The organism is Mesorhizobium sp. P2_E9 (assembly GCF_056403815.1).
Map to the genome: position 1 here is coordinate 283,103 of NZ_JBFUET010000007.1, position 26,257 is coordinate 309,359.

The following is a 26,257-nucleotide window of genomic DNA, read 5'->3' on the forward strand; positions in this document are numbered from 1 at the left end:
GTCTAGGGCCTCCACTTCAGGAAATTAGTGATCAGCGCCAGGCCTAGAGCCTGGCTCTTCTCCGGATGGAACTGCGTGCCGACGAGATTGTCGCGGGCGACGGTGGCCGTCACCGGACCGCCATAGTCAGCGACCGCCAGAACCTCGTCCGGCTCCCTCGCGTCGAGATGATAGGAATGGACGAAATAGGCGTGCAGCCCCGCTGCGCCGGTCGGGATGCCGGCAAACAGCGGGTGCTGGCGCCGAAGCTCGATCGTGTTCCAGCCGATCTGCGGGATTTTCAGCGCCGGATCGGTGGGCGTGATCTCCTTGACGTCGCCCGATATCCAGCCAAAGCCGTTGGTGATGGTCTTTTCCAGGCCGCGCTGCGACATCAGCTGCATGCCGACGCAAATGCCGAGGAACGGCCGACCCTTGGCAATGGCCACATCCTCGACCGCGTCCCACATGCCGTCGACGGCACGCAAGCCGGCAACGCAGTCGGCATAGGCGCCGACGCCGGGCAGGACGATGCGGTCGGCCGTGTGCACCCGGTCGGCATCGGCCGTCAGGTCGATCTGCGCCTCGATGCCGGCTTCGCGCGCGGCGCGCTCGAAGGCCTTGGTGGCCGAGCGCAGATTGCCCGAGCCGTAGTCGATAATTGCTACCCGCATGTCAGGTCCGTCCCGGGATGTGGGTCAGGCCCAGCGCCATGCCAGGCTGCGCCGGACGGGCCAGGGCTGCATCGGGGACGATGCGGGGCGCGGGCGGCGCTTCCTCGGCCTGCCCCTCGACCTCGTGGGCATACCGAATGTCGGCGTCGTCAAGCGTGCCGGCCTGAACCACGCCCCATTCGTGCCAGCCGCGCCGGCGAAGCGCCGCGATGCGCAATCCCTGCCCTTCCAGGCCAACATAGAGCGAGACGAGCAACGACAGCAGCGAACTGGCCAGCCCCAGACCAAGCGTTTCGCCAAGCATCGAAAGCAGACTCATGACGACGAAGGCAATCCCGGCTTCGATCCACAACCGCTGCCAGGCGAGCCATAGCGGCGGCACCAGCAGACCGATCCAGGTGAAGCCATCGCGGACAAAAGTTGTTGTGTCGACCTTTTCGCTGCGGCCGGGTGGTTCCATCACGACATAGGCGGCCATGGCGCTATCCCTTCAACGATCCCTTGGTGGAAGGAACCGCGTCCGGCTGGCGCGGGTCGTGCTCGAGTGCCGCTCGCAGCGCGCGCGCCACCGCCTTGAAGCAGGTCTCGGCGATATGGTGGTTGTTGGCGCCATAATGGTTGGTGACATGCAGCGTGATGCCGGCGTTCTGCGCCAGCGCCTGGAAGAATTCCCGCACCAGTTCGGTGTCGAAGGTGCCGATCTTGGGCGACGAGAAGGACACGTTCCAGACCAGGAATGGCCGGCCGGACACATCGATCGCCGCGCGCGTCAGCGTCTCGTCCATGGCAAGGTCGATCGAGGCATAGCGCATGATGCCGCGCCGCTCACCCAGCGCCTTGGTCAAGGCCTGGCCGAGCGCGATGCCGGTGTCCTCGACCGTGTGATGGGCGTCTATGTGCAGGTCGCCCTTGGCCCTGACCGTCATGTCGATCAGGGAATGGCGCGACAACTGGTCCAGCATGTGGTCGAAGAAGCCGACGCCCGTGGCGATATCGGATTTGCCCGAACCGTCGACATGGACCGACACCGAGATGTCGGTTTCCTTGGTCTTGCGGCTGGCTTCGGCGGAACGGGGCGCCATGACCTTGTCCTTGTCTCAGGGTTTCAAAGCTCGAGCGACGAGCTTCGAGCATTCACCGGCTTGAAAACGAAAGCCTTCTAGCAGCATGATCCGGCGATTGCCAGTTGCCATCCCGGCCGCTATCGAGCGGTTTGCAATCATTGGTCCCGTGCATACATATGGCCGATCGAAGTTACTCGTACCGCGCCAATCGCCTCCTTGGGATCGCGCGAATCGGAGCCAGGAATGTCAAATGAACTGACCATGCACGCCACGACCATCGTGACGGTGCGCAAGGGCAACAAGGTGGTGATCGCCGGCGACGGTCAGGTCAGCCTTGGCCAGACCATCATGAAGGGCAATGCCCGCAAGGTCCGCCGCATCGGCAAGGGCGGCAATGTGATTGCCGGTTTCGCCGGCGCCACCGCCGACGCTTTCACGCTGCTGGAGCGGCTGGAAGCCAAGCTCGAACAATATCCCGACCAGCTGACGCGCGCCTGCGTCGAACTCGCCAAGGACTGGCGCACCGACCGCTATCTGCGCCGGCTGGAGGCGATGATGCTGGTCGCCGACAAGTCGGTCTCGCTGGCGCTGACTGGCACGGGCGACGTGCTCGAGCCCGAATTTGGCGTCATGGCTATCGGTTCGGGCGGCAATTACGCGCTGGCGGCCGCCCGCGCGCTCATGGACACCGACAAGGATGCCGAGGAGATCGCCCGCAAGGCGATGCAGATCGCGTCCGATATCTGTGTCTACACCAACAACAATTTCGTCATCGAAACGCTCGATGCCGCTTGAGAAAGTGGCGCTCTACGATTTTCGGCCGGTCACTGAAAAAGACCTGCCTATGATCGCCGGCTGGCTCGCCCAGCCGCATGTCGCCGAGTGGTGGGACGATCCGGAGACGGAAATCGCCGAGATTCGCGATCATATCGACTCGATTTCGGTCGAGCCGCTGATCGTCGAACTCGACGGCAAGCCGATCGCCTATCTGCAGAGCTACGACCCGCATCTGGAAGACGACCATCCCTATGCCGACCAGCAGTTCGGCACGCTCGGCATCGATTTGTCGATCGGCCGGCCGGAACTGGTCGGCATCGGCCACGGCTCGGCAATCGTGCGCCAGTTCGTCGAAGATCTGTTCGAGGAAGGTGTGCCGCGTGTCATCATCGACCCCGATACGGCCAATCTCAGGGCCATCCGCGCCTATGAAAAGGCCGGATTCCGGGCCATAGACCGCAGGCAATCGGTCTATGGCGACGTCGTGCTGATGGCGATCGATGCCGACGATGAGCAAATGGGGGAATAACCAGATGAGCAAGCCAGGCGCGGACGATGGTTATTCGGCCTATGAAGACAGCTGGCGCATGGGTCTTCTGCTCGTCCTTGGCCTGCTCATCTTCCAGGCTGGGGCTCTCTACGGCATGGGCCGGACGCCGATCTGCACCTGCGGCTACGTGAAACTCTGGCATGGCGTGGTGAACAGTTCGGAGAATTCCCAGCACATCACCGACTGGTACACCTTCTCGCACATCATCCACGGCTTCCTGTTCTATGCCTTGGCGAAGTTTCTGTTCCCGCGTTCGCCGGTCGGCTTGCGGCTGGCATTCGCCGTCCTCATCGAGGGTGGCTGGGAGTTGCTGGAGAACAGCCCGTTCATCATCGAGCGCTACCGCGCCGGCACCATCTCGCTCGATTATTACGGCGACAGCATCATCAATTCGGTGTCCGACACACTGGCCATGGTGCTGGGATTTGTGATGGCGCGAAGGCTACCTATATGGGTGATCGTCAGCCTCGCCATCCTTTTCGAATTGGGTACCGGCTATCTCATCCGGGACAATCTGACACTCAACGTGATCATGCTGCTGCATCCGTTCGAGGCCATCAAGCAGTGGCAAAGTGGAATTTAGTGATATGAGCACATTTTCTCCCCGCGAAATCGTTTCGGAACTCGACCGCTTCATCATCGGCCAGAAGGACGCCAAGCGCGCCGTGGCCATTGCGCTCCGCAATCGCTGGCGCCGCCAGCAGCTGGAAGGCCAGATGCGAGAAGAGGTGATGCCGAAGAACATCCTGATGATCGGGCCGACGGGCGTCGGCAAGACCGAGATCTCGCGCCGCCTGGCGCGTCTGGCCGGTGCGCCTTTCGTCAAGGTCGAGGCGACCAAGTTCACCGAAGTCGGCTATGTCGGCCGTGACGTCGAGCAGATCATCCGCGACCTGGTCGAGATCGCCATCGGCCTGGTGCGCGAGAAGATGCGCGAAGACGTCAAGGCGCGCGCCCATATCAACGCCGAGGAACGGGTGCTGGAATCGCTGGTCGGCAAGACGGCAAGCCCGGCGACCCGCGATAGCTTCCGCAAGAAGCTGCGCGACGGCGAACTCGACGACAAGGAGATCGAGATCGAAGTGGCCGACACCGGCACTGGCGGCATGCCCGGCTTCGAGATCCCCGGCATGCCGGGCGCCAATATCGGTGTGCTGAACATCAACGACATGCTGTCGAAGGCGATGGGCGGCAAGAAGACCAAGTCGCGCAAGACGACCGTCAAGGAATCCTACGCGCTGCTGGTCAACGACGAGTCCGACAAGCTGCTCGACCAGGACGAGGTGGTGCGCCGGGCACTCGATGCGACGGAGAATGACGGCATCGTCTTCCTCGACGAGATCGACAAGATCGCGTCGCGTGAAGGCGGCATGGGCGCCGGCGTTTCGCGTGAAGGCGTGCAGCGTGACCTGCTGCCGCTGATCGAAGGCACGACGGTGGCAACCAAATACGGGCCGTTGAAGACGGATCATATCCTGTTCATCGCTTCCGGCGCCTTCCATGTCTCGAAGCCGTCCGACCTGTTGCCGGAATTGCAGGGCCGTCTGCCCATCCGCGTCGAGCTGCGCGCGCTGGAGAAGGACGATTTCGTCCGCATCCTGACCGAGACCGAAGCCAGCCTGATCAAGCAGTATATCGCGCTGATGAAGACCGAGGGCGTCGACTTGACCTTCACCGCCGACGCCATCGATTCGCTTGCCGGCATCGCCGTCGATCTCAATGACAGCGTCGAGAATATCGGCGCCAGGCGGCTGCAGACGGTGATGGAGCGGGTGCTGGACGAGATTTCGTATGACGCGCCGGATCGCAACGGCACATCGGTCACCATCGACGCCGCCTATGTGGAAAAGCATGTCGGCGATCTGTCGAGAAACACAGATTTGTCGCGATTTATCCTTTAAACAACGGCGCCGGCTGGTCCGGTGCCGGTTCAGGCAGCGCGTTCCGGCAAAACAATCATGTGTGGCCAGATGGTACCATCTGGCCACCTTTCGTCTTGCCGGGCCAAGGGGCGCTCTCGACTCAACCCTGAGCTTTACCTAGTTTGCCCGCAAAATCTGCAGGCGGCGGTGCATGAAAAAACTGATCCTGGTCATTCTCGGCTTGATGCTGGCGGCGACGCTGTTCGCTGCCGATGCGGCGACATTGGTGCCGCCGGGAAACCGCAATGCCGAGCAACCCGACATTCCCGGCGCCTCGAGCCGGCGCACGCAGGCGACCAACACCACCTTCCAGGCGAAGTACCGCAAGGTCTATGCCTTGCTGCAGAACGACCCTGATCTGCGTGCCAAGATCAAAAAGGCCGCTTCCGCTTACGGCATCGATCCCATGCACATTGTCGGCGCCATCGTCGGCGAGCACACCTACAATGTCGACGCCTATGACCGGCTGCAGACCTATTACGTCAAGGCGATCTCCTATCTCTCCAGCAAGCTGTCCTTCGCCTATGACGGCGAGGACATCACCGATTTCGTGCAGCGGCCGGAATTCAAGAAATGCGCCGCAATGTCTGACAGTTACGATCTGTGGGAATGCCGCGAACAGGTGTGGAACCATGCGTTCCGCGGCAAGTCCGTCGGCGGCACAAGCTTTCCCGACGACCGTTTCGGCGCCACCTTCTTCCAGCCTTACTATGCCGGCCAGACTTTTGGACTTGGCCAGTTGAACCCGCTCACCGCCCTGCAGATGAGCGATCTCGTGCACAAGGTGTCCGGCCTGCCGAAGCTCGATGTCGGCGATCCCAATTCGGTCTACAAGACCATCATGGATCCGGACCTGACCTTACCCTATGTCGCAGCGACGATCCGGAAATCGATCGATGCCTACAAGAGCATCGCTGGCTTTGACATTTCCGGCAATCCCGGGCTGACCGCCACGCTCTACAATGTCGGCAACCCGGAGCAGCGGGCCTATGCGCTGAAGGCAGAGAACGACAAGCGCCGCGCCGCCGGCGAGCCGGAAAAACTGCCGGAGGAGAATTATTACGGCTGGCTGGTCAACGACAAGCTGACGGAGCTGAAGGCGCTGTTCTAAGGGATCTTCAGGCCGCCAGCAACGATTTCAGCTTGACGGCCTGCGATCCCAGCGCTTCCGGCGCCGGCTTCGCCCGCTTGCCGATGAGCATTTCGGCCAACCTGATGTCGCGCGCGACCGCATTGCCCGGGCCGATGCCGCTGGCCGCCACCAGCCTGCCGTCCTCACCCAGATGAAAAAGGATGAAAGCGCCATCGCCGAGATCGCGGCGCACGGTGCTGCGGCCCTCATCGGAAAGCCCTGCGATCTGTAGGCTCAACCCATACTGATCCGACCAGAACCAAGGCACTGCTGCATGCGCCTCACCGGCGCCCAGCATGTTCCTGGCTGCCAATGCGCCCTGTTCCTGTGCGTTGCGCCAGGCTTCGAGCCGCACGCGGCGGCCGCCATAGACGGCGAGCGGGAACGAACAGCAATCGCCGGCGGCAAAGATGTCGGGATCGCTGCTCCGCAGTTCGGCATCGACTGCGATGCCGTTTTCGATGGTCAGGCCGGCTTCGGCCGCAAGCCCGGTCACCGGCACCGCGCCGATACCGATGATGGCGAGATCGGCTGTGATTTCTCGCCCGCCGGCAAGCGTCACGCGCACTTGCCAGCCGTCGTCGGCGATGGACGCAATGCCATCGCCGCACAGGATATCTACACCCTCGGCGACATGCGCCTCATGGATGATTTCGGCGATCTCGGCCGGGACGCCGCGCATCAGGATCCGAGGCTGCGCCTCGATGACGGTGACGGCAGCACCGAGCTTGCGGGCGGCGGCGGCGAGTTCGAGGCCTATGAAGCCGCCACCGATGATGGCAATGCGGTTGCCGGGGCTGAGATGGGCGCGAATGGCCAGCGCATCGGCGAAGGTGCGGAGATAGACGCAGAGCGCGCCGAGGCCAGGCATCGGCAGCTTGCGCGGGGTCGAGCCGGTGGCCAGCAGGAGCTTGTCGTAAGGCAGGACAGAACCGTCCGACAGGCGCACCGTATGCGCCGCGCGATCGATCGCCACGGCCTGAACGGAATGGATATGCCGGATCGATTTCTCGGCCAGCATGTCGTCACTGGCGATCGCCTTGATTTCAGGCGCAGCGCTGATCATCGCGTCCTTGGATAGAGGCGGGCGCTCGTAGGGCAGATGCGGCTCGTCGCCGACCAGCGTCACCGGCCCGTCATAGCCGAGATCGCGCAGCGTGAGTGCCGCCCGCCCGCCGCATTCGCCGGCGCCGATGATGACCATGCCCCGCGCCATATCCATCACCCGATCTGAACGAGGACTTTGCCGGCGTCGACCTTGACCGGATAGGTTTTCAGGTTGACGCAGACCGGCGCGCCGCGGGCATCGCCCGTCTTGTAGTTGAAGCGGCCATTGTGCTTGGGGCATTCGATGATGTCGTCCATCACCAGACCGTCAGCGAGATGCACCTTTTCATGCGTGCAAAGGCCGTCGGTGGCGAAAAATTCGTCGTCGGGGCTGCGATAGATGGCGAAGGTGCGCCCGCCATGATCGAAGCGCATCACGTCCTCTTCATCGATGTCATCAGCAGCACAGGCCTCGACCCAGTCGCTCATTCAGTCCTCCCGGCAAATCTCGTTTTCACGATCACTCGGCCGCGGCGGCGACGGCATCGTTATGGAATTCCTCGCGGTACGGCCTGGCGGTCGGCGGCAGTTCGCGCTTGAGGAAATAATCCTCGTTGCGCAGCTGACGCAGGAAGACCGGGATCATCTCGCGGTAGCCGGCCAGGATCGACGGCGTCGGTGCCGGCAAATCATGCTTGATCAGCGCATGCAGCTTCGGCAGCGCGTGATAGGGCACCATCGGGAACATGTGATGCTCGACATGATAGTTCATGTTCCAGTAGATGAAGCGGCTGATCGGGTTCATGTAGACGGTGCGGCTGTTCAGCCGATGGTCGAGGACATTGTCGGCCAGACCACCATGCTGCAGCAGGCCGACCATGACGTGATGCCAGGCGCCATAGAGCCTGGGCAGGCCGACCAGCATCAAGGGCAGGAACGAGCCGAAGTACAGCGCCAGCGCGATGGTTGCGGCATAGATTGCGGTCCAGATGCGGGCAATGCGGATCGCCTTGCCCTGCTCCTGCTCGGGAATGAAGGTCTTTTCGGCCGCGCTGATATTGCCGGCGGCGTTGCGCAGCATGTCCGACATCGCATGCCAGGCATCGAGCACGCCGACGAAGCCGAGGGCGGCGCGGGCCAGGTCCGGCGGCCGCATGACCGAGATTTCCGGGTCGCGGCCGACGATGATGGTGTCGGTGTGATGGCGCGTGTGGCTCCAGCGCCAGGTCACCGGATTGCGCATGATCATGAAGCAGGCAATCTGATAGACCGCATCATTCATCCACTGCGTCCGGAACGCCGTGCCGTGGCCGCATTCGTGCCAGCGTGAATCGGTGGATGAGCCGTAGAGGACGCCATAGACGAAGAAGAACGGCACGCACCACCAGCTGCCCCACAACAAGGCGCCGCCGCCGCCGCTGACGACCAGCGCGGCAATCCAGATCGCCGTGTCGCGCATCGCCGGCCCGTCGGAGCGCTGCATCAGCTCCTTCATCTGCTTGCGGGGAATGTCGGTGTGATACCACTCGGCCGCCGACAGGCCGTTTTCCACGGCAAGCTTGGCGTCGCGGCCGATCAGGCTGTAGTCCCGCCGGGACGGTGTTGCGGTCATGATTGCCTCCCACGGCAAACGGCGCTCGCCATAGCGAATGCACGACACCCTTGGCTTCGAGGCCAAAAATAGCGCGAGCGAATGATAGACTCAACATCACAAAGATAGTTTCTATCATTTCCTATCATAATGATGTAGGAAGGTTCGAACACTGCATTGAGGCGAGCATGGCGAAACGGCCGACCATCACCGATTTGGCGCGCATCTCCGGCGTCAGTGTTGCCACGGTGGACCGCGTGCTCAACAGCCGCCTGCCGGTGCGCGAGGACACCGCGCGCCGCGTCTATGAGGCAGCGACCGAGATCGGCTACCACGCCGCAGGCCTGATCAAGCAGCGGATGCGCCATGAATTGCCCGAGTATCGGCTCGGCTTCCTGCTGCTGAGGGGCAATTATGTCTTCTACAGCGAGTTCGCGCGCGAGCTTGAACTGGCCATGTCGCGATCGCCGCGTTTTCGCGGCGTTGCCAATATCGACTTTGCCGACTCGCTGGCGCCCGACGAGATCGTCGAGCGAGCGCGCAAACTGGCGACCAAGTGCCGGGCCGTGGCACTGGTCGGGCCGGATCACCCGACACTGACGGTCGCGGTCGAGGAGATGAAGGCAAAAGGATTGCCGGTGTTTTCCCTGCTGTCCGATTTCGCTGCCGGCATTCGCGAGGGCTATGTCGGCCTCGACAACCGCAAGGTTGGCCGCACCGCGGCCTGGATGATCTCGAAAGCAGCGAAGCGGCCGGGCAAGGTGGCCCTGTTCGTCGGCAGCCACCGTTTCCACGGGCACGAGTTGCGCGAGATCGGCTTCCGCTCCTTCTTCCGCGAGCAGGCGCCGGAATTCACCTTGCTTGAGACGCTGGTCAATCTCGAGGCCAACCAGATTACGCAGGACACGCTGCTCGAGCTTCTCGACCGCCATCCGGATCTGGTTGGCTGCTACGTCGCCGGCGGCGGCATGGAAGGCGCGGTCGCGGCGCTGCGGCAAGCCAGGCCGGCCGAAATGCCGGCGGTTATCTGCAACGAGATCACGGCGGTCTCGCGTTCGGCGCTGGCGGACGGCATCCTGACGATGGTGATCTCCACGCCGCTGGCGGCCCTTTGCCGCGAACTGGTCGACCTGATGGCGCATGCCATCGAGACAGGTGCCGCGAACGCGCCTGGCCAGACCTTCCTGCCGTTCGACATCTACCTGCCTGAGAATATCTGACGATGCTTTTTTACGCCGTCAGGCTTCGCCCAGCTGAGTTGACGCAGAATCCGGCCGCCAATATAGACCGCTGATGGGTGAGGACAGGTTTGGGTACATCGCGTTCGGCAAGGACGAGCTTTATGCTCGCGGAGCGCTCTTCGGCGCGCTTCGACTGTTGCATTACGCGCCCGGAGCCAGAATTTCAGTCCTGACCGACCGGCCAGGCGTTTTCGACGGCTATCCAATCGAGGCGATCGAGCTTACCGCCAAACAAATGACCGAGATGTCTTTTGGCGATCGGTACATGTTTGGCATCAAGGCTGCCGGCATTATCGAGATGCTGCAGCGTTGCGATCGCCTGTTTTTCATGGATACCGACATTTACCCTGTCGGGGATATTTCGAGATGTTTCGGCAAAATCTCCCCCTCGCATTCCATCATGAGAAAATGCGAAGGGACACCAAAGGCCGCCGCCTATCAGGTAATCGCGGACAGAGGATTTTTGCTTGGCGACCAGCGGCTGTCTGGACGCGAGCCGATGTGGAATAGCGGTGTCGTCGGTGTCCACAATTCCAATCTTCCAGCGCTGACTGACGCTTACCAGGCCATCGAGCAAATGATTGGCGTGGTCAGAGCGCACACGTCCGAACAGTTCTGCATCGGTGTGGCGCTATCACAAGGCGGGCGCTCCATAAGCGGACATTGGCTGCCCCTTCGCAACTACAACACCAGGGGTCGGAAGCTGTTTGCGAGGCAACGGATCGAAGCCTTTTTCGAACGCGTCAACCACCTCAGTGCCGATCAGCAGATAGAGCAAGCGGCAAAATACAGGGTTTGGCGGGCGGCGCTGGACCTGTTGATGCAGCGGGATATCTGGCACTTCTAGGCCACGCGCACTGTCCCGTCGCTGATATTCCCAGACTTGCCTCGGCTTGGGCCGGCCCCGGCACAGCACACTCGCTCACCCGCTTCGACGCCGCTTCCCCGGCATCGACCAAAATCGAGCACCCGGTTTTGGAATCGCCCTTGACGCCTTGTGGCGAAATGGAATAAATATTTCACCAGCTGTATATTTTGGTTCTTTCGTTCCGGGAACGTCTGTTTCAATCAGAGGGTTTGGCGTTCCAGCCGAGGCAAGGAATGCCGCGCGGGACGAAACGATATCAGGGAGAGATTCCCCGGGGAGATCGGGGATTCCGGATAGATCGGTGCAACCGGACACCAAAAGTGGAGGAGAGATACAATGAAGAAACTGCTTTTGGGCGTCGCCTTCGCGGCGCTGATGAGTTCATCGGCCATGGCCGCCAAGATCGGCGTGTCGATGGCCAAGTTCGACGACAACTTCCTCACCGTGCTGCGCAACGGCATGATCGCGCAGGCCAAGGGCATAAGCGGCGTTGAGCTGCAGGTCGAAGACGCGCAGAACGACGTTGCCAAGCAACTCGACCAGATCAAGAACTTCGCCGCTTCGGGCGTCGACGCGATCATCGTCAATCCGGTCGACACGTCGGCCACGCAGGCGATGTCGGACGCTGCCGCTGCCGCCAAGATTCCGCTGGTCTACGTCAATCGCCAGCCGGTCAATGTCGACACGCTGCCGGACAACCAGGCCTTTGTCGCCTCGAACGAGGCCGATTCCGGCACGCTCGAGACCAAGGAAGTCTGCCGCCTGTTCAAGGAAGCCGGCAAGAAGGAAGCCAATGTCTATGTCATCATGGGCGAGCTTTCCAACCAGGCCGCCGTGCAGCGCACCAAGGACATCGACGACGTCATCGCCACGCCGGATTGCAGCTTTATCAAGATCATCGACAAGCAGACCTCGAACTGGAACCGCGACGAGGCGCAGAACCTGATGACCAACTGGCTGTCGACGGGCAAGAAGTTCGATGGCGTCATCGCCAACAATGACGAAAGCGCCATCGGCGCCATCCAGGCGATGAAGGCCGCCAACATCGACATGAAGACTGTCGTCGTCGGCGGTGTCGATGCCACGCAGGACGCGCTGGTGGCAATGCAAGCAGGCGACCTCGACGCGACCGTGTTCCAGGACGCGGCCGGCCAGGGCGCTGGCGCTCTGGATGCAGCGCTGAAGCTGGCCAAGGGCGAGAAGGTCGACCACAAGGTCTACATTCCCTTCCAGCTGGTCACACCGGCGAACATCGACAAGTTCCTGAAGAAGAACTGAGCCACGGATATACGGAGCGGCGCTCTCGCTCAAAAGACAGCGCCGTTCTTCCTTCCCTCAGCGCCTCCGGGCGCTGAGGGACAACCGCGGCTGACGGAGGATAGAAGATTGTCACAGACATCCCATGGCGTCGGCGGGGTCAGCTATGACGCGAAGAAGCGGACATGGCCGGCTGAGTTCAACGTTTTCCTGGCGCTCGTCATCCTCGTCGTCATCTTCGAAGTGATCGGCCGCCTCTTTCTCGGCGACTCCTTTCTGTTCAACACCCGCAGCGACGTCTCCGGCATCTTCAACGAAGCACGGCTGCAGATCATCATCCTGCAGGTGTCGATCGTCGGCATCATCGCCATCGGCGTCACGCAAGTGATCATTTGCGGCGGCATCGACCTGTCGTCCGGCTCCATCGTCGGCGCGACCGCGATGATCGCCATGAGCTTCGCCCAGGTGGCGACCGTCAACGGCAACCCCAACCCGAAGGCGATGTTCCTGGCGCAAGGCTGGACCGACCTGCCTGTCATCGTGCCTGTGCTGGTGGCGATCGGCTGCGGCCTGCTCGCCGGCCTCGTCAATGGCTCATTGATTGCCTATACGCGCATTCCGCCGTTCATCGCCACGCTCGGCATGATGGTGACCGCGCGCGGCATTGCCAAATGGTGGTCCAAGGGCCAGCCGATCTCGTTTCCCACCGACGGTTTCGCGGCAATCGGCAAGGGCCTGATGCCCGTCATCATCTTCCTGTCGTTGGCCATCCTGTTCCAGCTGATCATGACCTACACCAGGTATGGCAAGCATTGTTACGCGATCGGCTCCAATGAGGATGCCGCGCGCATGTCCGGCATCAAGATCGCCAACCACAAGATCCTCGTCTACGTCATTGCCGGCATACTCGCCGCGCTCGCCGCCGTGGTGCTAAGCTCCAAGAACCTGACCGCGCAGTCCGGCATGGGCGTGATGTATGAACTCGACGCCATCGCCATGGCGGTCATCGGCGGTGTTTCGCTGTCGGGCGGTCGGGGTTCGATCGTCGGCACGGTGATCGGCTCGCTGATTTTCGGCGTCATCATCTCCGGCTTCACCTTCCTGCGCCTCGACGCCTACTACCAGGAGATGGTCAAGGGCGTGATCATCGTCGGTGCGGTCGTTCTCGACCAGTGGCGCCAACGCCTGCGGGCAATGAGGGCTTGACCATGTCAGACATCGTCCTGAAGACCGAAAACCTGACCAAGCGCTACGGTGGCGTGCATGCGCTGGAAGGCGCCAATTTCGAGCTGCGCAAGGGCGAGCATGTCGCCATCATGGGCGACAACGGCGCCGGCAAATCAACCTTCGTGCGCCAGATCACAGCGGTCGAGCAACGCACCAGCGGCAAGGTCTGGTTCGACGGCAAGGAAGTGAATTTTACCGGGCCGATCGAGGCCCGCACGGCGGGCATCGAGACGGTGTTCCAGAACCTGGCGCTGGCCGACGACCTCGACGTGCCGTCGAACCTGTTCCTCGGCCGCGAAAAGGTGCTGTTCAACCTGGGACCCTTCTCGATCCTCGACCGCAAATACATGCGCAAGGCGACCGAAGCGGCGCTGATCCGCACGGCGGTGAAGATACCCAACCTGTCGAACACCATCCGCCACATGTCGGGCGGCCAGCGCCAGTGCGTGGCGATCGCCAGGACGGCAACCTTCGCCTCCAAGCTGATCATCATGGACGAGCCGACGGCAGCCCTTGGCGTGCAGGAAACGGCGCAGGTCGAAAACATCATCCGCACGCTGAAGGACAATGGCGAGCCGCTGATCCTGATCAGCCACAATATGCGCCAGGTGTTCGACCTTTGCGATCGCATCGTCGTGTTCCGGCGCGGCCGCATCGTCGCCAATCTGCGCAAGGAAAACACCGACGGCCAGGATATCGTCTCCTACATCACCGGCGCCAAGACCGGAGAGGCGGAACTCGCGGCCTAGGCCGGGCGTGGAGGCGATGGTCGTCGCCTTCTTGTCGATCTTGTCTTGACCGGAAAATCACCCGCGCCCATGACCGGCGCCGACAGCTTCGAACCACCCTCAAAGGACATTCCATGACTCTCCGTTTCGCCCTCCTCGGTGCCGGCCGCATCGGCAAGGTCCATGCCCGCGCCGTCGGTTCCAATCCGCAGGCCAAACTGGTTGCCGTCGCCGATGCTTTCGAGAAGGCGGCAAAGGAACTGGCATCGGCCTATGGCGCCGAGGTGCGTACGATCGACGCCATCGAGAAATCCGCGGATATCGACGCCGTGGTCATCTGCACGCCGACCGACACCCATGCCGATTTGATCGAGCGTTTCGCCAAGGCCGGCAAGGCGATCTTCTGCGAGAAGCCGATCGACCTGAGCGTGAAGCGTGTGGAAAAATGCCTGGCCGTGGTCGAAAAGGCCAAGGCCACGCTGATGGTCGGTTTCAACAGGCGTTTCGATCCGCATTTCGCCGCCGTGCGCAAGGCGATCGACGACGGCGCCATCGGCACCGTCGAAATGGTCACCATCACTTCGCGCGATCCCGGCCCGCCGCCGCTGGACTATATCGCCCGCTCGGGCGGCATTTTCCGCGACATGACCATCCATGACTTCGACATGGCGCGCTTCCTGCTCGGCGAGGAGCCGGTGGCGGTCAGCGCGCATGCCTCGGTGCTGGTCGACAAGAAGATCGGTGCTGCCGGCGATTTCGACTCGGTCAGCGTCATCCTCGAAACCGCGTCCGGCAAGCAGGCCGTCATCTCCAACTCGCGCCGTGCCACCTATGGTTATGACCAGCGCATCGAGGTGCATGGCTCGAAGGGCATGGTCGCGGCCGAGAACCAGCGGCCGGTGTCGATCGAAGTGGCGAACGACAAAGGCTACACCCGCCCGCCGCTGCACGACTTCTTCATGACCCGCTATCTCGACGCCTACGCCAATGAGATCGCTGCCTTCATCACTGCGGCGACGTCCGGAAAGAAGGCGGCCCCAAGCGGCGCCGATGGCCTCGTGGCATTGAAGTTGGCGGATGCGGCGCTGAAGTCGGCGACGACGGGCAAGACCGTCCGTCTCGACAAGTAAGAACCGGAATCCGAGCCAGATACAGGAGAGAGCGATGAGCGCATCAGCCGATCGCAATTCACAGACGCGTGCCATCATCACCGGCGGCGCACAAGGCATCGGCTTTGCCGTCGCCGAGGCGTTGGCCGACGAGGGCTGCCGGGCGCTGGCGCTCATCGGCCGTTCGCAGGAGAAGGGCGACAAGGCCGTCGCCACCCTCAAGAAGACAGGCGTCGACGCCATCTTCATCAGCGCCGACGTTTCAAAGGTGGCCGACTGCAAGCGAGCGGTCGCCACCGCGCTCTCGCATTTCGGCACGCTGAACGCTCTGGTCAATGCCGCCGCCACGTCGGCGCGCGGCTCGCTGGTCGAAACGTCGGAAGAACTTTTCGACCAGATCTTCGACACCAACGTGCGTGGACCGTTCTTCCTGATGCAAGGGCTGGTGGCACATCTCCTGGAGCGCAAGGCGCCGGGCTCGATCGTCAACGTGCTGTCGATGTCGGCGCATGCCGGCCAGTCCTTCCTGACGCCCTATTCGACCAGCAAGGGCGCGCTGATGACGCTGACCAAGAATGTCGCCAGCTCCTATCGAAAGAACAGAATCCGCTGCAATGCCGTGCTGCCCGGCTGGATGGACACCGAGGGCGAGGCGATCGTGCAGAAGAAATGGCACGATGCTCCGGATGACTGGCTGGAAAAGGCCGAGGCCGCGCAACCGATGGGCCAGTTGGTGAAACCAGCACAGCTCGCCCGGCTGATCAGCTACATGATCAGCCCGCAGGCCGGTGTCATGACCGGGTCGCTGGTCGACTACGACCAGAACATCGCTGGGGTGATTGGCGAGTAGGATTTCGGTTCGATGCATCCATACTGGATCACGATAAACGGTCATCTTGGTGTCGGCGTCACCGCGCGGTCGGAAGCCGACGCCCTGCAACTCTTCGAACTTGCCTTCGGATCCGCCGAGAAAGTAATTCGCATCGAGATCATCAAGGACATGAACGATCTCGACCAGAATCACGTCGTGCCCAATTTGGGTGGAGCCAACTGGCTCCGGCGCGGCATCTGGTTTCCGCAGGGCCAGGAGCACATTGCAATCTGAGACAATGCGTAGCTCATCAGGCACGTGACAAACGCCCCGGCATCGACTATATGAGCCCCATGATCAACCTGTCCGCCACGTATTGGTACTTTAGGAGCTCGCTGGCGGCGGGAGGATTGCGCTCGATCTGAAGATTGCAGCAACAAGATCCGAACAGCCGCCAGACCTGGCGGCTTTTTTGTTTCAGCCGGCAGGTCTCCTAAACCAGGAGCAGAAAGCCGTGTTGACCACCACAGACGACCTTCGGGTCAAGGAAATCCGAGAACTGAGCACGCCGGACCAGGTGATGCGGGAGATCCCGCGCACGCTGACGGCAACGCGCACCGTCAGCGCGTCACGCAACGCCATCCACGCCATTTTGAACGGGACCGATGACCGGTTGCTTGTCGTCGTCGGCCCCTGTTCGATCCACGATCCGGTCGCGGCCGTTGACTATGCCAGCCGTCTGGCGGCGCTGCGCGAGACCCTGTCCGACCGGCTCGAGATCGTGATGCGCGTGTATTTTGAGAAGCCTCGCACGACGGTCGGCTGGAAAGGCCTGATCAACGATCCAGACCTCGACGGCAGCTTCAACATCGACAAGGGGCTGCGCATGGCGCGCAACGTGCTGTCGGCCGTCAACAATCTCGGCCTGCCGGCGGCGACCGAATTCCTCGACATGACCACCCCGCAATACATTGCCGACCTTGTCGCCTGGGGCGCCATTGGCGCACGCACGACTGAGAGCCAGATCCACCGCGAGCTGGCCTCGGGGCTGTCCTGCCCGGTCGGCTTCAAGAACGGTACCGACGGCAATCTCAGGATCGCTGCCGAAGCGGTGAAATCCGCCGCCCAGCCGCATCATTTCATGGCGGTGACCAAGGGCGGGCGCAGCGGCATCGCGACGACGACCGGCAATGAAGACTGCCATGTCATCCTGCGCGGCGGCGTTCAGCCCAACTACGACGCAGCAAGCGTCGAAGCCGCCTCTGTGGAACTCGCCCGCATCGGCGTCGCGCCTCGTCTGATGATCGACGTCAGCCACGCCAACTCGGCCAAGAAGCCGGAGAACCAGCCGAAGGTGGCGGCCGACGTCGCGGGCCAGGTCGCGGCGGGCGACGAGCGCATCATCGGCCTGATGATCGAGAGCAATCTCGTTGCCGGCCGCCAGGACGTGGTGCCCGGCAAGCCGCTCGTCTACGGCCAGAGCATCACCGATGGCTGCATCGACTGGGCGACCACCGAGACCGTGCTGCACGGCCTTGCCGGCGCCGTCGAGTGGCGCCGGTCGGCACGCCGCGCCATGCTGGAAAGCCGGCAGGGAGCCGCCTGATATGATGGCGATGTGGGAAGGGTGACGTTAACGGGAATTACGCCGCCCTCAGCCCTTCCCATGCTGTGAATACGGAGACCGCAAAGAGCAGCAACCCGGCCGCCCGGCCGGCGAGAATGGTTGCCCGCGGATTGGCGATCAAAAGCTTGCGGCTGCGGCCGGCAGTGATCGCGAGCCCACCATAGATCGCAGCCTGCGTGATGACCGTCATCAGACCCATGATTGTCGCCTGTGCCCAGATCGGGCCGTAGTCCGGCTTCAGAAACTGCGGATAGACGGCAAGGACAAACAAATAGGCCTTCGGGTTGATCAGGCAGGTCACAAAACCCTGGCGAAACGCCTTCCAGGCGGAGCGGCTGCCGGCTGGCCCGTCCTGACCGACGGTGATGGAACTGCGCATCAGCGTGATGCCGATGAAGGCCATGTAGGCGGCGCCGGCGAGCAGCAGCGGCGTGAACAGGATCGGCACGAAATGCATGAGCAGGCCGACGCCGATGGCGCCGTTCAGCGTGTGCACCATGCCACCGACCATGATACCGCCGGTCGCGGCAAGGCCCCTGTCGCGCCCGCCGGTCAGCGCATTGGCCAGCACGAACAGCATGTCCATGCCCGGAACGGCGATGATGCCGAACAGCAGGATAAAGAAAAGCCAGAGATTTTCCGCGTAACCCATGTCAGTTGCCTGTCGCCTCGTTCCGCCAAGCCGCTGCGGAACCTGTTGATTTTCAATTCGATAGGCGATCCTATAGGTCAGCCCAACTGACGAGGATGTGTCAGTTGTGATCGGCACCGGGTGAGAAAAATGCGCAAGGCGTCACGCCTGTTCGAGATCATCCAGATCCTGCGGCTGGCGCGACAGCCGGTGACGGCGGCCACGATCGCCGAGCGGCTGGAAGTGACGATACGTTCGATCTATCGCGATATTGCTGCCCTGCAGGCGATGCGCGTGCCGATCGAGGGCGGGCGCGGCATCGGCTACATCCTGCGCCCAGGCTTCGACCTGCCGCCGCTGATGTTTTCGATCGAGGAGATGGAGGCGATCGTGCTGTCGCTGGCGCTGCTGGAGCGCACCGGCGACGACGAGCTGAAGCAGGCGGCCAAGCGGGTCAGCGCCAAGATCGCCGGCGCCGTGCCGCCGCCTTTGCGGCAGACATTCGAAGCCAACGCGCTGCATGCCTGGGGGTTCGCCGCGCCGTCGGCGGGCACGATCGACCTGGCGCTGGTGCGCCGCGCCATCCGCGATGAGGAGAAGCTCGACCTCTCCTATCGCGACGAAATGGGCCGCGCCTCCGAGCGCCTCATCCGCCCGATCGCGCTGATCTACTATGCCGAGACCGCCAACATCGTCGCCTGGTGCGAGCTGCGTCAGGCGATCCGCAATTTCCGCAGCGACCGCATCGAGGATTGCCAGCCGACCGGGCTACGCTTCAAGGGCGAAGGCGATCGCCTGCGGCAGGTCTGGGTGAACGGATGGGAGATCAATGCCGCCGCTGGTTGAGGGGTATTACCGCACGTCCACCCAGCGCTTGTCCTCGAAGGAGCGCGCCATTGCGTGCACGGTGCGCTCGATCTCCAGCCCTTCGGCGAACTCGATCAGCCGCGCCGGTCTGCCGGCAAGCCGCGTCAGCAATTCGTGACACTCGATGATCTTGAGATCGTTGAAACCGAGGCCGTGCCCCGGTGCCGGCAGGAAGGCGTCGTAGGGCTTGTGGTGCGGCGCCACCAATATGGTGCGGTAACCCTGTTCGGTCGGGCGATCTGACGTAACGTAGAGCTGGATTTCATTCATCCGCTCCTGGTCGAACAGGATCGACCCCTTGGAGCCAAAGATCTGGATGGCGATGCGGCCCTTGCGGCCCCAGGCCGAGCGGTTGACCAGCAGCGTGCCGGCAATGCCGTTTTCCAGATGCATCAAGACGCTGGCGATATCATAGGTCTCGACCGCGCGGCGTCCGCCTGTCGCCACCTTGCGATCGACATAGGGCTTGGCCATGTCGCAGATGACGCTGGCGACGCGGCCGAACAGCGCCGAGACCAGCGACAGCGGGTGCACGGCGAAATCGTCGAGCGCACCGTAGCCGGAAGCGGCCTCGTGCTTCCAGAAGAACAGCGCTTCGGGATCAGCCATGAAATCCTCGTCCATCTCGATGCGCAGATGGTTGACCTCACCGATGATCTTCTCGTCGAGCAGCGCGCCGATGTGACGGATGGCCGGGCTCTGGATGTAGTTGTAGCCCAGCGCCGCGATCTTGCCTGATGTCTTGGCCGCGGCCGCCATCGCCTCGGCTTCGGCAAAGCTCGGCGCCATCGGCTTTTCGCACCACAGATGCTTGCCGGCTTCGAGGATGGCGATGGCCATTTCCGGATGGAACTGGTTTGGCGTGGTCAGTGAGACGATATCGACCTCGGGATCGTTGACGACGGCGCGCCAATCGCCGGACGCCTTGGCGAAGCCGAACTCGCCGGCCTTGCGCTGGGCCAACTCCTCGTTGACCTCGCCGAGATGGACGAGCTTTGGCTTGGCAACATCGGGAAAGACGGCGCCGACGGCGCTCCACGCGATGGCATGGCATTTGCCCATGAAGCCCGTGCCGATAAGACCTATGCCGACCATCTTGCCTTTTCTCCATCGCCGGAAGTGCTGCGTGGATGAATTAATCCATTTTATCTGGGAATGGAATGTCTGCCTCATTTTTAATGGCGTTCTTGCGCAGGCTCGCTATGATGGGGCAGAGAGGACGCTTTCACCGATGAGCTTGGACGGGCCGACGATGGACGAACGGGTACCTCGCGACTTCGAGACGCTGCGCGCCACCATCCTCGATCGGCGCGAAAGCCTGCCCAAGCGTATCGCCCAGATCGCCGCCTACGCGCTCGACAATCCCGACGACATCGCCTTCGGCACCGCCGCCAGCATCGCCGCCTCGGCCGGCGTGCAGCCGTCGACCCTGATCCGCTTTGCCCAGCAGCTTGGCTTCGACGGCTTCACCAGTCTGCAACAGGTGTTTCGCGAGCGGCTGCGCGAGCGCAACTCGTCCTATGACGAAAGGCTGCAGGCGCTGCGCGTCAAGGCCGAGGGCGGCGCCGGCCACCGGGCCATCTTCGACGGCTTCGTCGCTGCCGCCAGCACCTCGCTCAACGACATCTCCCGCACGCTGGACGATGCGCATCTGGAAGACGCGATTTCGCTGTTGGCAAAGGCGCAGACCATTTATGTCCTGGCCAAGCGGCGCTCCTACCCGGTGGCGTCCTACATCGCCTATGCGCTGGGCAAGCTGAAGATCCGCAACCAGCTGATCGAATCGGCCGCCGGCCTGAACGCCGAGATGATCGCCTTTGCCACGCCGGCGGACGCCGTCATCGCCATCTCCTTCTCGCCCTATGCGCCGGCCACCATCGAGGAAGCACGCACAATTTCGGAACAAGGCGTGCCGATCGTCGCCATCACCGACAGCTCGTTCTCGCCGCTTGCCCAGTTCGCCAGGGTCTGGTTCGAGGTCGCCGAGGCTGATTTCGCCGGCTTCCGTTCGCTGTCGGCAACGATGGCCCTGGCCATGGCGTTGACGGTCGGCGTCGGCGAGAAGCGACGCGACGCTACCCGCAAGCGCAAGGCCTGATCGGCCACGCTTTCCTCTTGACCATGATCTTTTCCGAAAACCGGCAACCACTTTTCGGGATCATGGTCAGGCAAATTCAGTCCGGGAATGCTCATTCCATATTGACTATGGATTGGAATTATTATTTCATATTGCCGGCACCACGCTGCCGCTCGCGCGTGTTACCCAAACAATGTTGTTCCTGACAACAAGACTGACGGGAGGTTCCAATGAGCGAAGCCGTGGACGCGAAACAGGCGCTGCTCGACGTCATCACCATCGGTCGCGCCTCCGTCGACCTTTATGGCCAGCAGATCGGCTCGCGGCTGGAGGACATCACGTCTTTCGCCAAGTCGGTCGGCGGCTGCCCGGCCAACATTTCGGTCGGCACGGCGAGGCTCGGCCTGCGCTCGGCGTTGCTGACCCGCGTCGGCGACGAGCAGATGGGCCGCTTCATCCGCGAACAGCTCAAGCGTGAAGGCGTCAACACCGACGGGCTGAAGACCGACAACGAACGGCTGACCGCGCTGGTGCTGCTCTCGGTCGAGAGCGAAGGCGTTTCGCCGATGATCTTCTATCGCAGCGACTGCGCCGACATGGCTCTGGCGCCGGAAGACATCGACGAGGCCTTCATCGCCTCGGCGCGCTCGATCGTCGTCACCGGCACGCATTTTTCCCGACCCAACAGCGACGCCGCCCAGCGCAAGGCGATCCGCATCATGAAGGCCAAGGGCGGCAAGGTAGTCTTTGACATCGACTATCGCCCGAACCTGTGGGGCCTCGCCGGCCATGCCGAGGGCTTCGAGCGCTATGTCAAGTCGGACCGGGTCTCGTCCCAGTTGAAGACGGTGCTGCCCGATTGCGACCTCATCGTCGGCACCGAGGAAGAGATCATGATCGCGTCGGGCGCCGACGACTGCCTGAGCGCGCTGAAGACGATCCGCGCGCTGTCCGCTGCCACGATCGTGTTGAAGCGCGGCGCCATGGGCTGCATCGTCTATGACGGACCGATCAGCGACGATCTGGAAGACGGCGTCGTCGGCAAGGGTTTCCCGATCGAGATCTACAATGTGCTGGGTGCCGGTGACGCCTTCATGTCCGGCTTCCTGCGCGGCTGGCTGGGTGGCGAAGACCATGCGACGGCGGCGACCTGGGCCAACGCCTGCGGCGCCTTTGCCGTGTCGCGGCTGCTGTGCGCGCCGGAATATCCGACCTTCGAGGAGCTGCAGTTCTTCCTCAAGAACGGCAGCAAGCATCTCGCCTTGCGCAAGGACGAGGCGATCAATCATATCCATTGGGCGACGACCCGCCGGCGCGACATTCCCTCTATGATGGCGCTCGCCTGCGACCATCGTGTGCAGCTCGAGGACGTCGCGGCCAAGACCGGCGCCGATCCGGCGCGTATCCGCGATTTCAAGGTGCTGGCGGTCAAGGCGGCGGCGAAGGTTGCCGCCGGCCGCGACGGCTACGGCATGCTGATCGACGAGAAACATGGCCGCGAGGCGATGTTCGAATTCGCCAGGCATCCCTTCGCCTGGCTTGGACGGCCGGTCGAACTGCCGGGCTCGCGGCCGCTGCGCTTCGAATTCTCGCAGGATATCGGCTCGCAGCTCACCGAATGGCCCGTCGACCATTGCATCAAATGCCTGTGCTTCTACCACCCGGACGATCCGGCGGCGCTGAAGGAAGAACAGCAGCAGAAGCTGCGTGCGCTGTTCGAGGCGGCACGCAAAGTCGGCCGCGAACTGCTCATCGAGATCATCGCCGGCAAGCACGGCAAGCTCGACGACACGACCATTCCGCGCGCGCTGGAAGAGCTTTATGCGCTGGGCATCAAGCCCGATTGGTGGAAACTCGAGCCGCAGGCGTCGAGTGGTGCCTGGGCCAAGATTGAAGCGGTGATCCTGAGGCACGATCCCTGGTGCCGTGGCATCGTGCTGCTTGGCCTGGAAGCGCCACAGGACGAGTTGGAAGCCGCCTTTGCCGCCACCGCCAAGGCGCCGATCGTCAAGGGTTTTGCCGTCGGCCGCACTATTTTCGTCCACGCAGCTGAAGAGTGGCTGGCCGGCAGGATGTCGGATGACGAGGCTGTCGCCGACATGGCCTCGCGCTTCGAACAGTTGACCGAAGCGTGGCTTGCCGCGCGAGGCCGTAAAGCAGCATAAAGGCGCGGCATAAGACTGCGGAGGAAACCACCATGAGCAAGACAATCCGCCTGACGATGGCGCAGGCGCTGACGCGCTTTCTGTCCCGCCAGATGACCGAGATCGACGGCAAGACAGTGCCTGTTTTCGGCGGTGTCTGGGCGATCTTCGGCCATGGCAATGTCGCCGGTATCGGCGAGGCGCTCTACCAGGTGCGCGACGAATTGCCGACCCTCCGCGCCCACAACGAACAGGCGATGGCGCATGCGGCGATCGCCTATGCCAAGGCCAATTTCCGCCGCCGCTTCATGGCGGCAACCTCGTCGATCGGCCCCGGCGCGCTCAACATGGTGACGGCGGCGGCACTTGCGCATGTCAACCGGTTGCCTGTGCTGTTTCTGCCCGGCGATGTCTTCGCCAACCGCATCCCCGACCCGGTGCTGCAGCAGGCCGAGGATTTTTCCGACGGCACGGCGACGGTCAATGACTGCTTCCGTCCGGTATCGCGCTATTTCGACCGCATCACGCGGCCGGAACAGATCATCCCGGCGCTGAGCCGTGCCATGCAGGTGCTGACCGATCCAGCCGATTGCGGTCCGGTGACGCTGTCGCTCTGCCAAGACGTGCAGGCCGAGGCCTATGACTATCCCGAGAGCTTCTTCGCCGAGCGCGTCTGGCACCAGCGCCGGCCACGCCCGGACCGCCACGAGCTTGCGGCGGCAGTGGCAGCGCTCAAGGGTGCGAAGAAGCCGCTAGTGATCGCCGGTGGCGGCGTTCTCTATTCACAGGCCTCGGACGAACTGGCGAAATTCGTCGAAGGCGCCGGCATTCCGGTCTGCGAGACGCAAGGCGGCAAATCCTCGCTGCCGGACGATCATCCACTTAACATGGCGGCGGTCGGCGTCACCGGCACCTCGGCCGCCAACCGGCTGGCGGAAGACGCCGATGTGGTGCTCGCCATCGGCACGCGCCTGCAGGATTTCACCACCGGCTCGTGGGCGCTGTTCAAGAATTCCGGCAAGACCATCATTGGGCTCAACGTGCAGCCTTTCGATGCCGGCAAGCACCGGGCACTGCCGCTGGTTGCCGACGCGGCCGAAGGGATTGCTGAACTCGGCGCGGCGCTAAAGGGCTGGAAGGCGCCGTCAGCCTGGACCGACAATGCGGCCACGGGCAAGAAGGCCTGGCAGGCCGATGCGGCCAAGGTGACGGCCTCGACCAATGCCGCTTTCCCGTCCGACGCGCAGGTGATCGGCGCCGTTCAGCGCGCCATGGGTTCCGGCGTGACGCTGCTGCATGCCGCCGGTGGTCTGCCCGGCGAATTGCACAAGCTTTGGCAAGCCGGCGCGCCGGGCTCCTATCACGCGGAATACGGCTTCTCGACCATGGGCTACGAGATTGCCGGCGGGCTCGGCACCAAGATGGCGAAACCCGGCGAAGAGGTCGTCGTCATGATCGGCGACGGCTCCTATCTGATGCTGAATTCCGAGATCGCCACCTCAGTGATGCTTGGTTTGAAGCTGACCATCGTGCTGCTCGACAACCGTGGCTATGGCTGCATCAACCGGCTGCAGATGGCGACCGGCGGCGCCAACTTCAACAATCTCCTGAAGGACTCGCGCCACGAGATCCTGCCCGATATCGACTTTGCCGCGCATGCGGCGAGCATGGGCGCAATCGCCGAGAAGGTGCCGTCAATTGCCGGGCTCGAAAACGCACTGCAGAAGGCCAAAAAGAACGACCGCACCACCGTTCTGGTCATCGACACCGATCCGCTGGTCTCCACCGATGCCGGTGGCCATTGGTGGGATGTGGCGGTGCCGGAAGTGTCGGCAAGGCCGCAGGTGAACGCGGCCCGCAAGGCCTATGACGAGAAGCGGCAGATGCAGACCATCGGCGATTGATGCTAGCTCCCTTCTCCCCGTCCCTATACGGGGAGAAGGTGCCGGCAGGCGGATGAGGGGCAGCACCGACGGCCCAAAAAATGAACTGTTCTAAACCGGAGTGACGACTTGAAAGCCAAACTGGGCATGTCCCCCATTGCGTGGTGGAACGACGATCTTGCGGAACTGAGCGATGACGTGTCGCTGGAGGAGTGTCTGCGCCAGTCGCGGTCGGCCGGCTTCACCGGCATGGAAATGGGACGGCGCTTTCCCAACGATCCCGCCGTCATGCTGCCGATCCTGAAGAAAGCCGACGTGACGCTGTGCGGCGGCTGGTTTTCCGGCACGCTGGTCGATGAGGAGATGGGCAAGAACAAGGATCGCATCCAGCCGATGATCGACCTGTTCAAGGCGGTTAACGCGCCTTGCATCGTCTATGGCGAGGTCGGCCGCTCGATCCAGGGTGATCGCTCGAAGCCGCTCGCCACCAAGCCGAAACTCACTAGTGACGAGATGAAGGCCTATGCAAGGCGCCTGACCGAGTTCGGCGAATGGTGCGCCGAACAAGGCATGCCTTTGTCCTACCACCATCACATGGCGGCAGTGGTCGAGACCGAGCCGGAGCTCGATGCCTTCATGCGCCATTCCGGCGAAGGCATTCCGCTGCTCCTCGATGCCGGTCATCTGGCCTTCGCCGGCGGCGATGTGCTGCGCGCCATCGACAACCACCACAAGCGCATCAGCCATGTCCATGTGAAGGATGTGCGCATGGGCGTGATTGACGGGCTCGACCGCACCAGACAGTCGTTCCTCGACGCCGTGGCGCTCGGCGCCTTCACCGTGCCGGGCGATGGCTCGCTGGATTTCGGCGCCATCGTGCAGCGCTTCGCCGACCATGGCTATGAAGGCTGGTTCGTGGTCGAGGCCGAGCAGGACCCGAAGAAGAACCCTCCGCTCAAGATGGCGCAGGTCGGCCACAAGGAATTGATGCGTGTGATGACCACCGCCGGCTACACGGTCGAGACGCAAGGCTTCCCGAATGCCTGATGCG

The 26,257-nt window shown here is 62.7% G+C and carries 27 protein-coding genes; 19 read left to right on the plus strand and 8 right to left on the minus strand.

The features are described 5' to 3' along the window. Positions 1–2 precede the first annotated feature (2 nt). From hisH to hisB, 3 genes are read right to left on the minus strand one after another with little or no spacing between them, the layout of a single operon-like run. The gene (gene hisH / locus AC1D05_RS14810) at positions 3–653 is read right to left on the minus strand and encodes an imidazole glycerol phosphate synthase subunit HisH (protein ID WP_477441552.1); all 651 of its coding nucleotides are present in this window, start codon (positions 651–653) and stop codon (positions 3–5) included. Position 654: 1 nt separating this feature from the next. Continuing rightward, positions 655–1,131, minus strand: coding sequence for a DUF2628 domain-containing protein (locus AC1D05_RS14815; protein ID WP_477441554.1), 477 nt, complete (start codon positions 1,129–1,131; stop codon positions 655–657). Positions 1,132–1,135: 4 nt separating this feature from the next. Beyond that, a complete protein-coding gene (gene hisB, locus AC1D05_RS14820; RefSeq protein WP_477441556.1) occupies positions 1,136–1,735 on the minus strand; it encodes an imidazoleglycerol-phosphate dehydratase HisB in 600 nt (199 codons plus the stop codon). Positions 1,736–1,960: 225 nt separating this feature from the next. On the opposite strand from hisB, the gene hslV reads away from it, so the two are divergent. From hslV to AC1D05_RS14845, 5 genes are all read left to right on the plus strand, one after another. Continuing rightward, positions 1,961–2,512: an ATP-dependent protease subunit HslV gene (gene hslV, locus AC1D05_RS14825; RefSeq protein WP_477441558.1), complete on the plus strand. Its 552-nt coding sequence runs from the start codon at positions 1,961–1,963 to the stop codon at positions 2,510–2,512. Next, on the plus strand, positions 2,502–3,023 hold the full coding sequence (locus tag AC1D05_RS14830) for a GNAT family N-acetyltransferase (protein WP_477441559.1): 522 nt from the start codon (positions 2,502–2,504) through the stop codon (positions 3,021–3,023). The genes hslV and AC1D05_RS14830 overlap by 11 nt, the downstream gene beginning before the upstream one ends. 4 nt (positions 3,024–3,027) lie before the next feature. Continuing rightward, a complete protein-coding gene (locus AC1D05_RS14835; protein ID WP_477441561.1) occupies positions 3,028–3,627 on the plus strand; it encodes a DUF2585 domain-containing protein in 600 nt (199 codons plus the stop codon). 4 nt (positions 3,628–3,631) lie between these two features. Beyond that, positions 3,632–4,945 (plus strand): ATP-dependent protease ATPase subunit HslU, encoded by a 1,314-nt coding sequence (hslU, locus tag AC1D05_RS14840; RefSeq protein WP_477441562.1) that lies wholly within the window; start codon positions 3,632–3,634, stop codon positions 4,943–4,945. Between the two features lie 172 nt (positions 4,946–5,117). Beyond that, on the plus strand, positions 5,118–6,077 hold the full coding sequence (locus AC1D05_RS14845) for a DUF1402 family protein (protein WP_477441564.1): 960 nt from the start codon (positions 5,118–5,120) through the stop codon (positions 6,075–6,077). Positions 6,078–6,084: 7 nt separating this feature from the next. Here the strand turns inward: AC1D05_RS14845 and AC1D05_RS14850 are convergent, their stop codons facing one another. Genes AC1D05_RS14850 through AC1D05_RS14860 form a run of 3 tightly spaced genes read right to left on the minus strand, consistent with a single transcriptional unit; the run spans position 6,085 to position 8,757 of the window. After that, entirely contained in the window at positions 6,085–7,320 is a 1,236-nt protein-coding gene (locus tag AC1D05_RS14850; RefSeq protein ID WP_477441565.1) for an NAD(P)/FAD-dependent oxidoreductase, read from the minus strand. After that, entirely contained in the window at positions 7,320–7,634 is a 315-nt protein-coding gene (locus tag AC1D05_RS14855) for a Rieske (2Fe-2S) protein (RefSeq protein ID WP_477441567.1), read from the minus strand. The genes AC1D05_RS14850 and AC1D05_RS14855 overlap by 1 nt, the downstream gene beginning before the upstream one ends. A 31-nt stretch (positions 7,635–7,665) precedes the next feature. After that, positions 7,666–8,757: a fatty acid desaturase family protein gene (locus AC1D05_RS14860; protein WP_477441569.1), complete on the minus strand. Its 1,092-nt coding sequence runs from the start codon at positions 8,755–8,757 to the stop codon at positions 7,666–7,668. Between the two features lie 167 nt (positions 8,758–8,924). Between AC1D05_RS14860 and AC1D05_RS14865 the strand changes: the two genes are divergently transcribed. From AC1D05_RS14865 to AC1D05_RS14905, 9 genes are all read left to right on the plus strand, one after another. Then, positions 8,925–9,956 carry a LacI family DNA-binding transcriptional regulator gene (locus tag AC1D05_RS14865; protein ID WP_477441571.1) on the plus strand — a complete coding sequence of 344 codons (1,032 nt, stop codon included), beginning with the start codon at positions 8,925–8,927 and terminating at the stop codon, positions 9,954–9,956. Between the two features lie 73 nt (positions 9,957–10,029). Then, positions 10,030–10,824: a hypothetical protein gene (locus tag AC1D05_RS14870; RefSeq protein ID WP_477441572.1), complete on the plus strand. Its 795-nt coding sequence runs from the start codon at positions 10,030–10,032 to the stop codon at positions 10,822–10,824. A gap of 357 nt (positions 10,825–11,181) precedes the next feature. Next, on the plus strand, positions 11,182–12,123 hold the full coding sequence (locus AC1D05_RS14875) for a sugar ABC transporter substrate-binding protein (RefSeq protein WP_027032509.1): 942 nt from the start codon (positions 11,182–11,184) through the stop codon (positions 12,121–12,123). A 108-nt stretch (positions 12,124–12,231) separates the two neighbouring features. Further along, positions 12,232–13,308, plus strand: coding sequence for an ABC transporter permease (locus AC1D05_RS14880; protein ID WP_477441574.1), 1,077 nt, complete (start codon positions 12,232–12,234; stop codon positions 13,306–13,308). 2 nt (positions 13,309–13,310) lie between these two features. Continuing rightward, a complete protein-coding gene (locus tag AC1D05_RS14885) occupies positions 13,311–14,078 on the plus strand; it encodes an ATP-binding cassette domain-containing protein (RefSeq protein ID WP_258588016.1) in 768 nt (255 codons plus the stop codon). Positions 14,079–14,191: 113 nt separating this feature from the next. Continuing rightward, entirely contained in the window at positions 14,192–15,187 is a 996-nt protein-coding gene (gene iolG / locus AC1D05_RS14890) for an inositol 2-dehydrogenase (RefSeq protein ID WP_477441576.1), read from the plus strand. A 34-nt stretch (positions 15,188–15,221) separates the two neighbouring features. After that, positions 15,222–16,016, plus strand: a complete 795-nt coding sequence (locus AC1D05_RS14895; protein ID WP_477441578.1) for an SDR family oxidoreductase — start codon at positions 15,222–15,224, stop codon at positions 16,014–16,016. Positions 16,017–16,028: 12 nt separating this feature from the next. Then, on the plus strand, positions 16,029–16,271 hold the full coding sequence (locus AC1D05_RS14900; RefSeq protein ID WP_477441580.1) for a hypothetical protein: 243 nt from the start codon (positions 16,029–16,031) through the stop codon (positions 16,269–16,271). Positions 16,272–16,491: 220 nt separating this feature from the next. Then, a complete protein-coding gene (locus AC1D05_RS14905; RefSeq protein ID WP_477441581.1) occupies positions 16,492–17,583 on the plus strand; it encodes a 3-deoxy-7-phosphoheptulonate synthase in 1,092 nt (363 codons plus the stop codon). A 37-nt stretch (positions 17,584–17,620) separates the two neighbouring features. Here the strand turns inward: AC1D05_RS14905 and AC1D05_RS14910 are convergent, their stop codons facing one another. Continuing rightward, complete coding sequence (locus tag AC1D05_RS14910; protein ID WP_477441583.1) at positions 17,621–18,256, minus strand: LysE family translocator; 636 nt, start codon at positions 18,254–18,256, stop codon at positions 17,621–17,623. 129 nt (positions 18,257–18,385) lie between these two features. Here AC1D05_RS14910 and AC1D05_RS14915 point away from each other — a divergent pair, with 129 nt between their 5' ends. Further along, on the plus strand, positions 18,386–19,081 hold the full coding sequence (locus tag AC1D05_RS14915) for a helix-turn-helix transcriptional regulator (protein ID WP_477441585.1): 696 nt from the start codon (positions 18,386–18,388) through the stop codon (positions 19,079–19,081). A 6-nt stretch (positions 19,082–19,087) separates the two neighbouring features. Here AC1D05_RS14915 and AC1D05_RS14920 read toward each other — a convergent pair whose 3' ends face one another. Next, the gene (locus tag AC1D05_RS14920; RefSeq protein ID WP_477441586.1) at positions 19,088–20,197 is read right to left on the minus strand and encodes a Gfo/Idh/MocA family protein; all 1,110 of its coding nucleotides are present in this window, start codon (positions 20,195–20,197) and stop codon (positions 19,088–19,090) included. 157 nt (positions 20,198–20,354) lie between these two features. On the opposite strand from AC1D05_RS14920, the gene AC1D05_RS14925 reads away from it, so the two are divergent. The 4 genes from AC1D05_RS14925 (at position 20,355) to iolE (ending at position 26,253) form a co-directional block, all read left to right on the plus strand. Continuing rightward, positions 20,355–21,200 carry a MurR/RpiR family transcriptional regulator gene (locus AC1D05_RS14925; RefSeq protein WP_477441640.1) on the plus strand — a complete coding sequence of 282 codons (846 nt, stop codon included), beginning with the start codon at positions 20,355–20,357 and terminating at the stop codon, positions 21,198–21,200. A gap of 209 nt (positions 21,201–21,409) precedes the next feature. Then, positions 21,410–23,344, plus strand: coding sequence for a bifunctional 5-dehydro-2-deoxygluconokinase/5-dehydro-2-deoxyphosphogluconate aldolase (locus tag AC1D05_RS14930; protein ID WP_477441588.1), 1,935 nt, complete (start codon positions 21,410–21,412; stop codon positions 23,342–23,344). 32 nt (positions 23,345–23,376) lie between these two features. Then, positions 23,377–25,227, plus strand: coding sequence for a 3D-(3,5/4)-trihydroxycyclohexane-1,2-dione acylhydrolase (decyclizing) (gene iolD, locus AC1D05_RS14935; RefSeq protein ID WP_477441590.1), 1,851 nt, complete (start codon positions 23,377–23,379; stop codon positions 25,225–25,227). A gap of 108 nt (positions 25,228–25,335) precedes the next feature. Next, complete coding sequence (iolE, locus tag AC1D05_RS14940; RefSeq protein ID WP_477441592.1) at positions 25,336–26,253, plus strand: myo-inosose-2 dehydratase; 918 nt, start codon at positions 25,336–25,338, stop codon at positions 26,251–26,253. Positions 26,254–26,257 lie beyond the last annotated feature (4 nt).

Bases quoted from the DNA above. Each gene is read 5' to 3' on its own strand.
- AC1D05_RS14930 (WP_477441588.1), top strand. From the start codon at position 21,410: ATGAGCGAAGCCGTGGACGCGAAACAGGCGCTGCTCGACGTCATCACC.
- AC1D05_RS14910 (WP_477441583.1), bottom strand. From the start codon at position 18,256: ATGGGTTACGCGGAAAATCTCTGGCTTTTCTTTATCCTGCTGTTCGGC.
- AC1D05_RS14870 (WP_477441572.1), top strand. From the start codon at position 10,030: ATGGGTGAGGACAGGTTTGGGTACATCGCGTTCGGCAAGGACGAGCTT.
- hslV (WP_477441558.1), top strand. From the start codon at position 1,961: ATGTCAAATGAACTGACCATGCACGCCACGACCATCGTGACGGTGCGC.
- AC1D05_RS14925 (WP_477441640.1), top strand. From the start codon at position 20,355: ATGGACGAACGGGTACCTCGCGACTTCGAGACGCTGCGCGCCACCATC.
- hslU (WP_477441562.1), top strand. From the start codon at position 3,632: ATGAGCACATTTTCTCCCCGCGAAATCGTTTCGGAACTCGACCGCTTC.
- AC1D05_RS14915 (WP_477441585.1), top strand. From the start codon at position 18,386: ATGCGCAAGGCGTCACGCCTGTTCGAGATCATCCAGATCCTGCGGCTG.
- AC1D05_RS14850 (WP_477441565.1), bottom strand. From the start codon at position 7,320: ATGGATATGGCGCGGGGCATGGTCATCATCGGCGCCGGCGAATGCGGC.
- iolG (WP_477441576.1), top strand. From the start codon at position 14,192: ATGACTCTCCGTTTCGCCCTCCTCGGTGCCGGCCGCATCGGCAAGGTC.
- AC1D05_RS14845 (WP_477441564.1), top strand. From the start codon at position 5,118: ATGAAAAAACTGATCCTGGTCATTCTCGGCTTGATGCTGGCGGCGACG.
- AC1D05_RS14920 (WP_477441586.1), bottom strand. From the start codon at position 20,197: ATGGTCGGCATAGGTCTTATCGGCACGGGCTTCATGGGCAAATGCCAT.
- AC1D05_RS14900 (WP_477441580.1), top strand. From the start codon at position 16,029: ATGCATCCATACTGGATCACGATAAACGGTCATCTTGGTGTCGGCGTC.
- AC1D05_RS14860 (WP_477441569.1), bottom strand. From the start codon at position 8,757: ATGACCGCAACACCGTCCCGGCGGGACTACAGCCTGATCGGCCGCGAC.
- AC1D05_RS14875 (WP_027032509.1), top strand. From the start codon at position 11,182: ATGAAGAAACTGCTTTTGGGCGTCGCCTTCGCGGCGCTGATGAGTTCA.
- AC1D05_RS14855 (WP_477441567.1), bottom strand. From the start codon at position 7,634: ATGAGCGACTGGGTCGAGGCCTGTGCTGCTGATGACATCGATGAAGAG.
- hisB (WP_477441556.1), bottom strand. From the start codon at position 1,735: ATGGCGCCCCGTTCCGCCGAAGCCAGCCGCAAGACCAAGGAAACCGAC.
- AC1D05_RS14865 (WP_477441571.1), top strand. From the start codon at position 8,925: ATGGCGAAACGGCCGACCATCACCGATTTGGCGCGCATCTCCGGCGTC.
- AC1D05_RS14835 (WP_477441561.1), top strand. From the start codon at position 3,028: ATGAGCAAGCCAGGCGCGGACGATGGTTATTCGGCCTATGAAGACAGC.
- AC1D05_RS14830 (WP_477441559.1), top strand. From the start codon at position 2,502: ATGCCGCTTGAGAAAGTGGCGCTCTACGATTTTCGGCCGGTCACTGAA.
- iolD (WP_477441590.1), top strand. From the start codon at position 23,377: ATGAGCAAGACAATCCGCCTGACGATGGCGCAGGCGCTGACGCGCTTT.
- AC1D05_RS14885 (WP_258588016.1), top strand. From the start codon at position 13,311: ATGTCAGACATCGTCCTGAAGACCGAAAACCTGACCAAGCGCTACGGT.
- AC1D05_RS14895 (WP_477441578.1), top strand. From the start codon at position 15,222: ATGAGCGCATCAGCCGATCGCAATTCACAGACGCGTGCCATCATCACC.
- AC1D05_RS14815 (WP_477441554.1), bottom strand. From the start codon at position 1,131: ATGGCCGCCTATGTCGTGATGGAACCACCCGGCCGCAGCGAAAAGGTC.
- hisH (WP_477441552.1), bottom strand. From the start codon at position 653: ATGCGGGTAGCAATTATCGACTACGGCTCGGGCAATCTGCGCTCGGCC.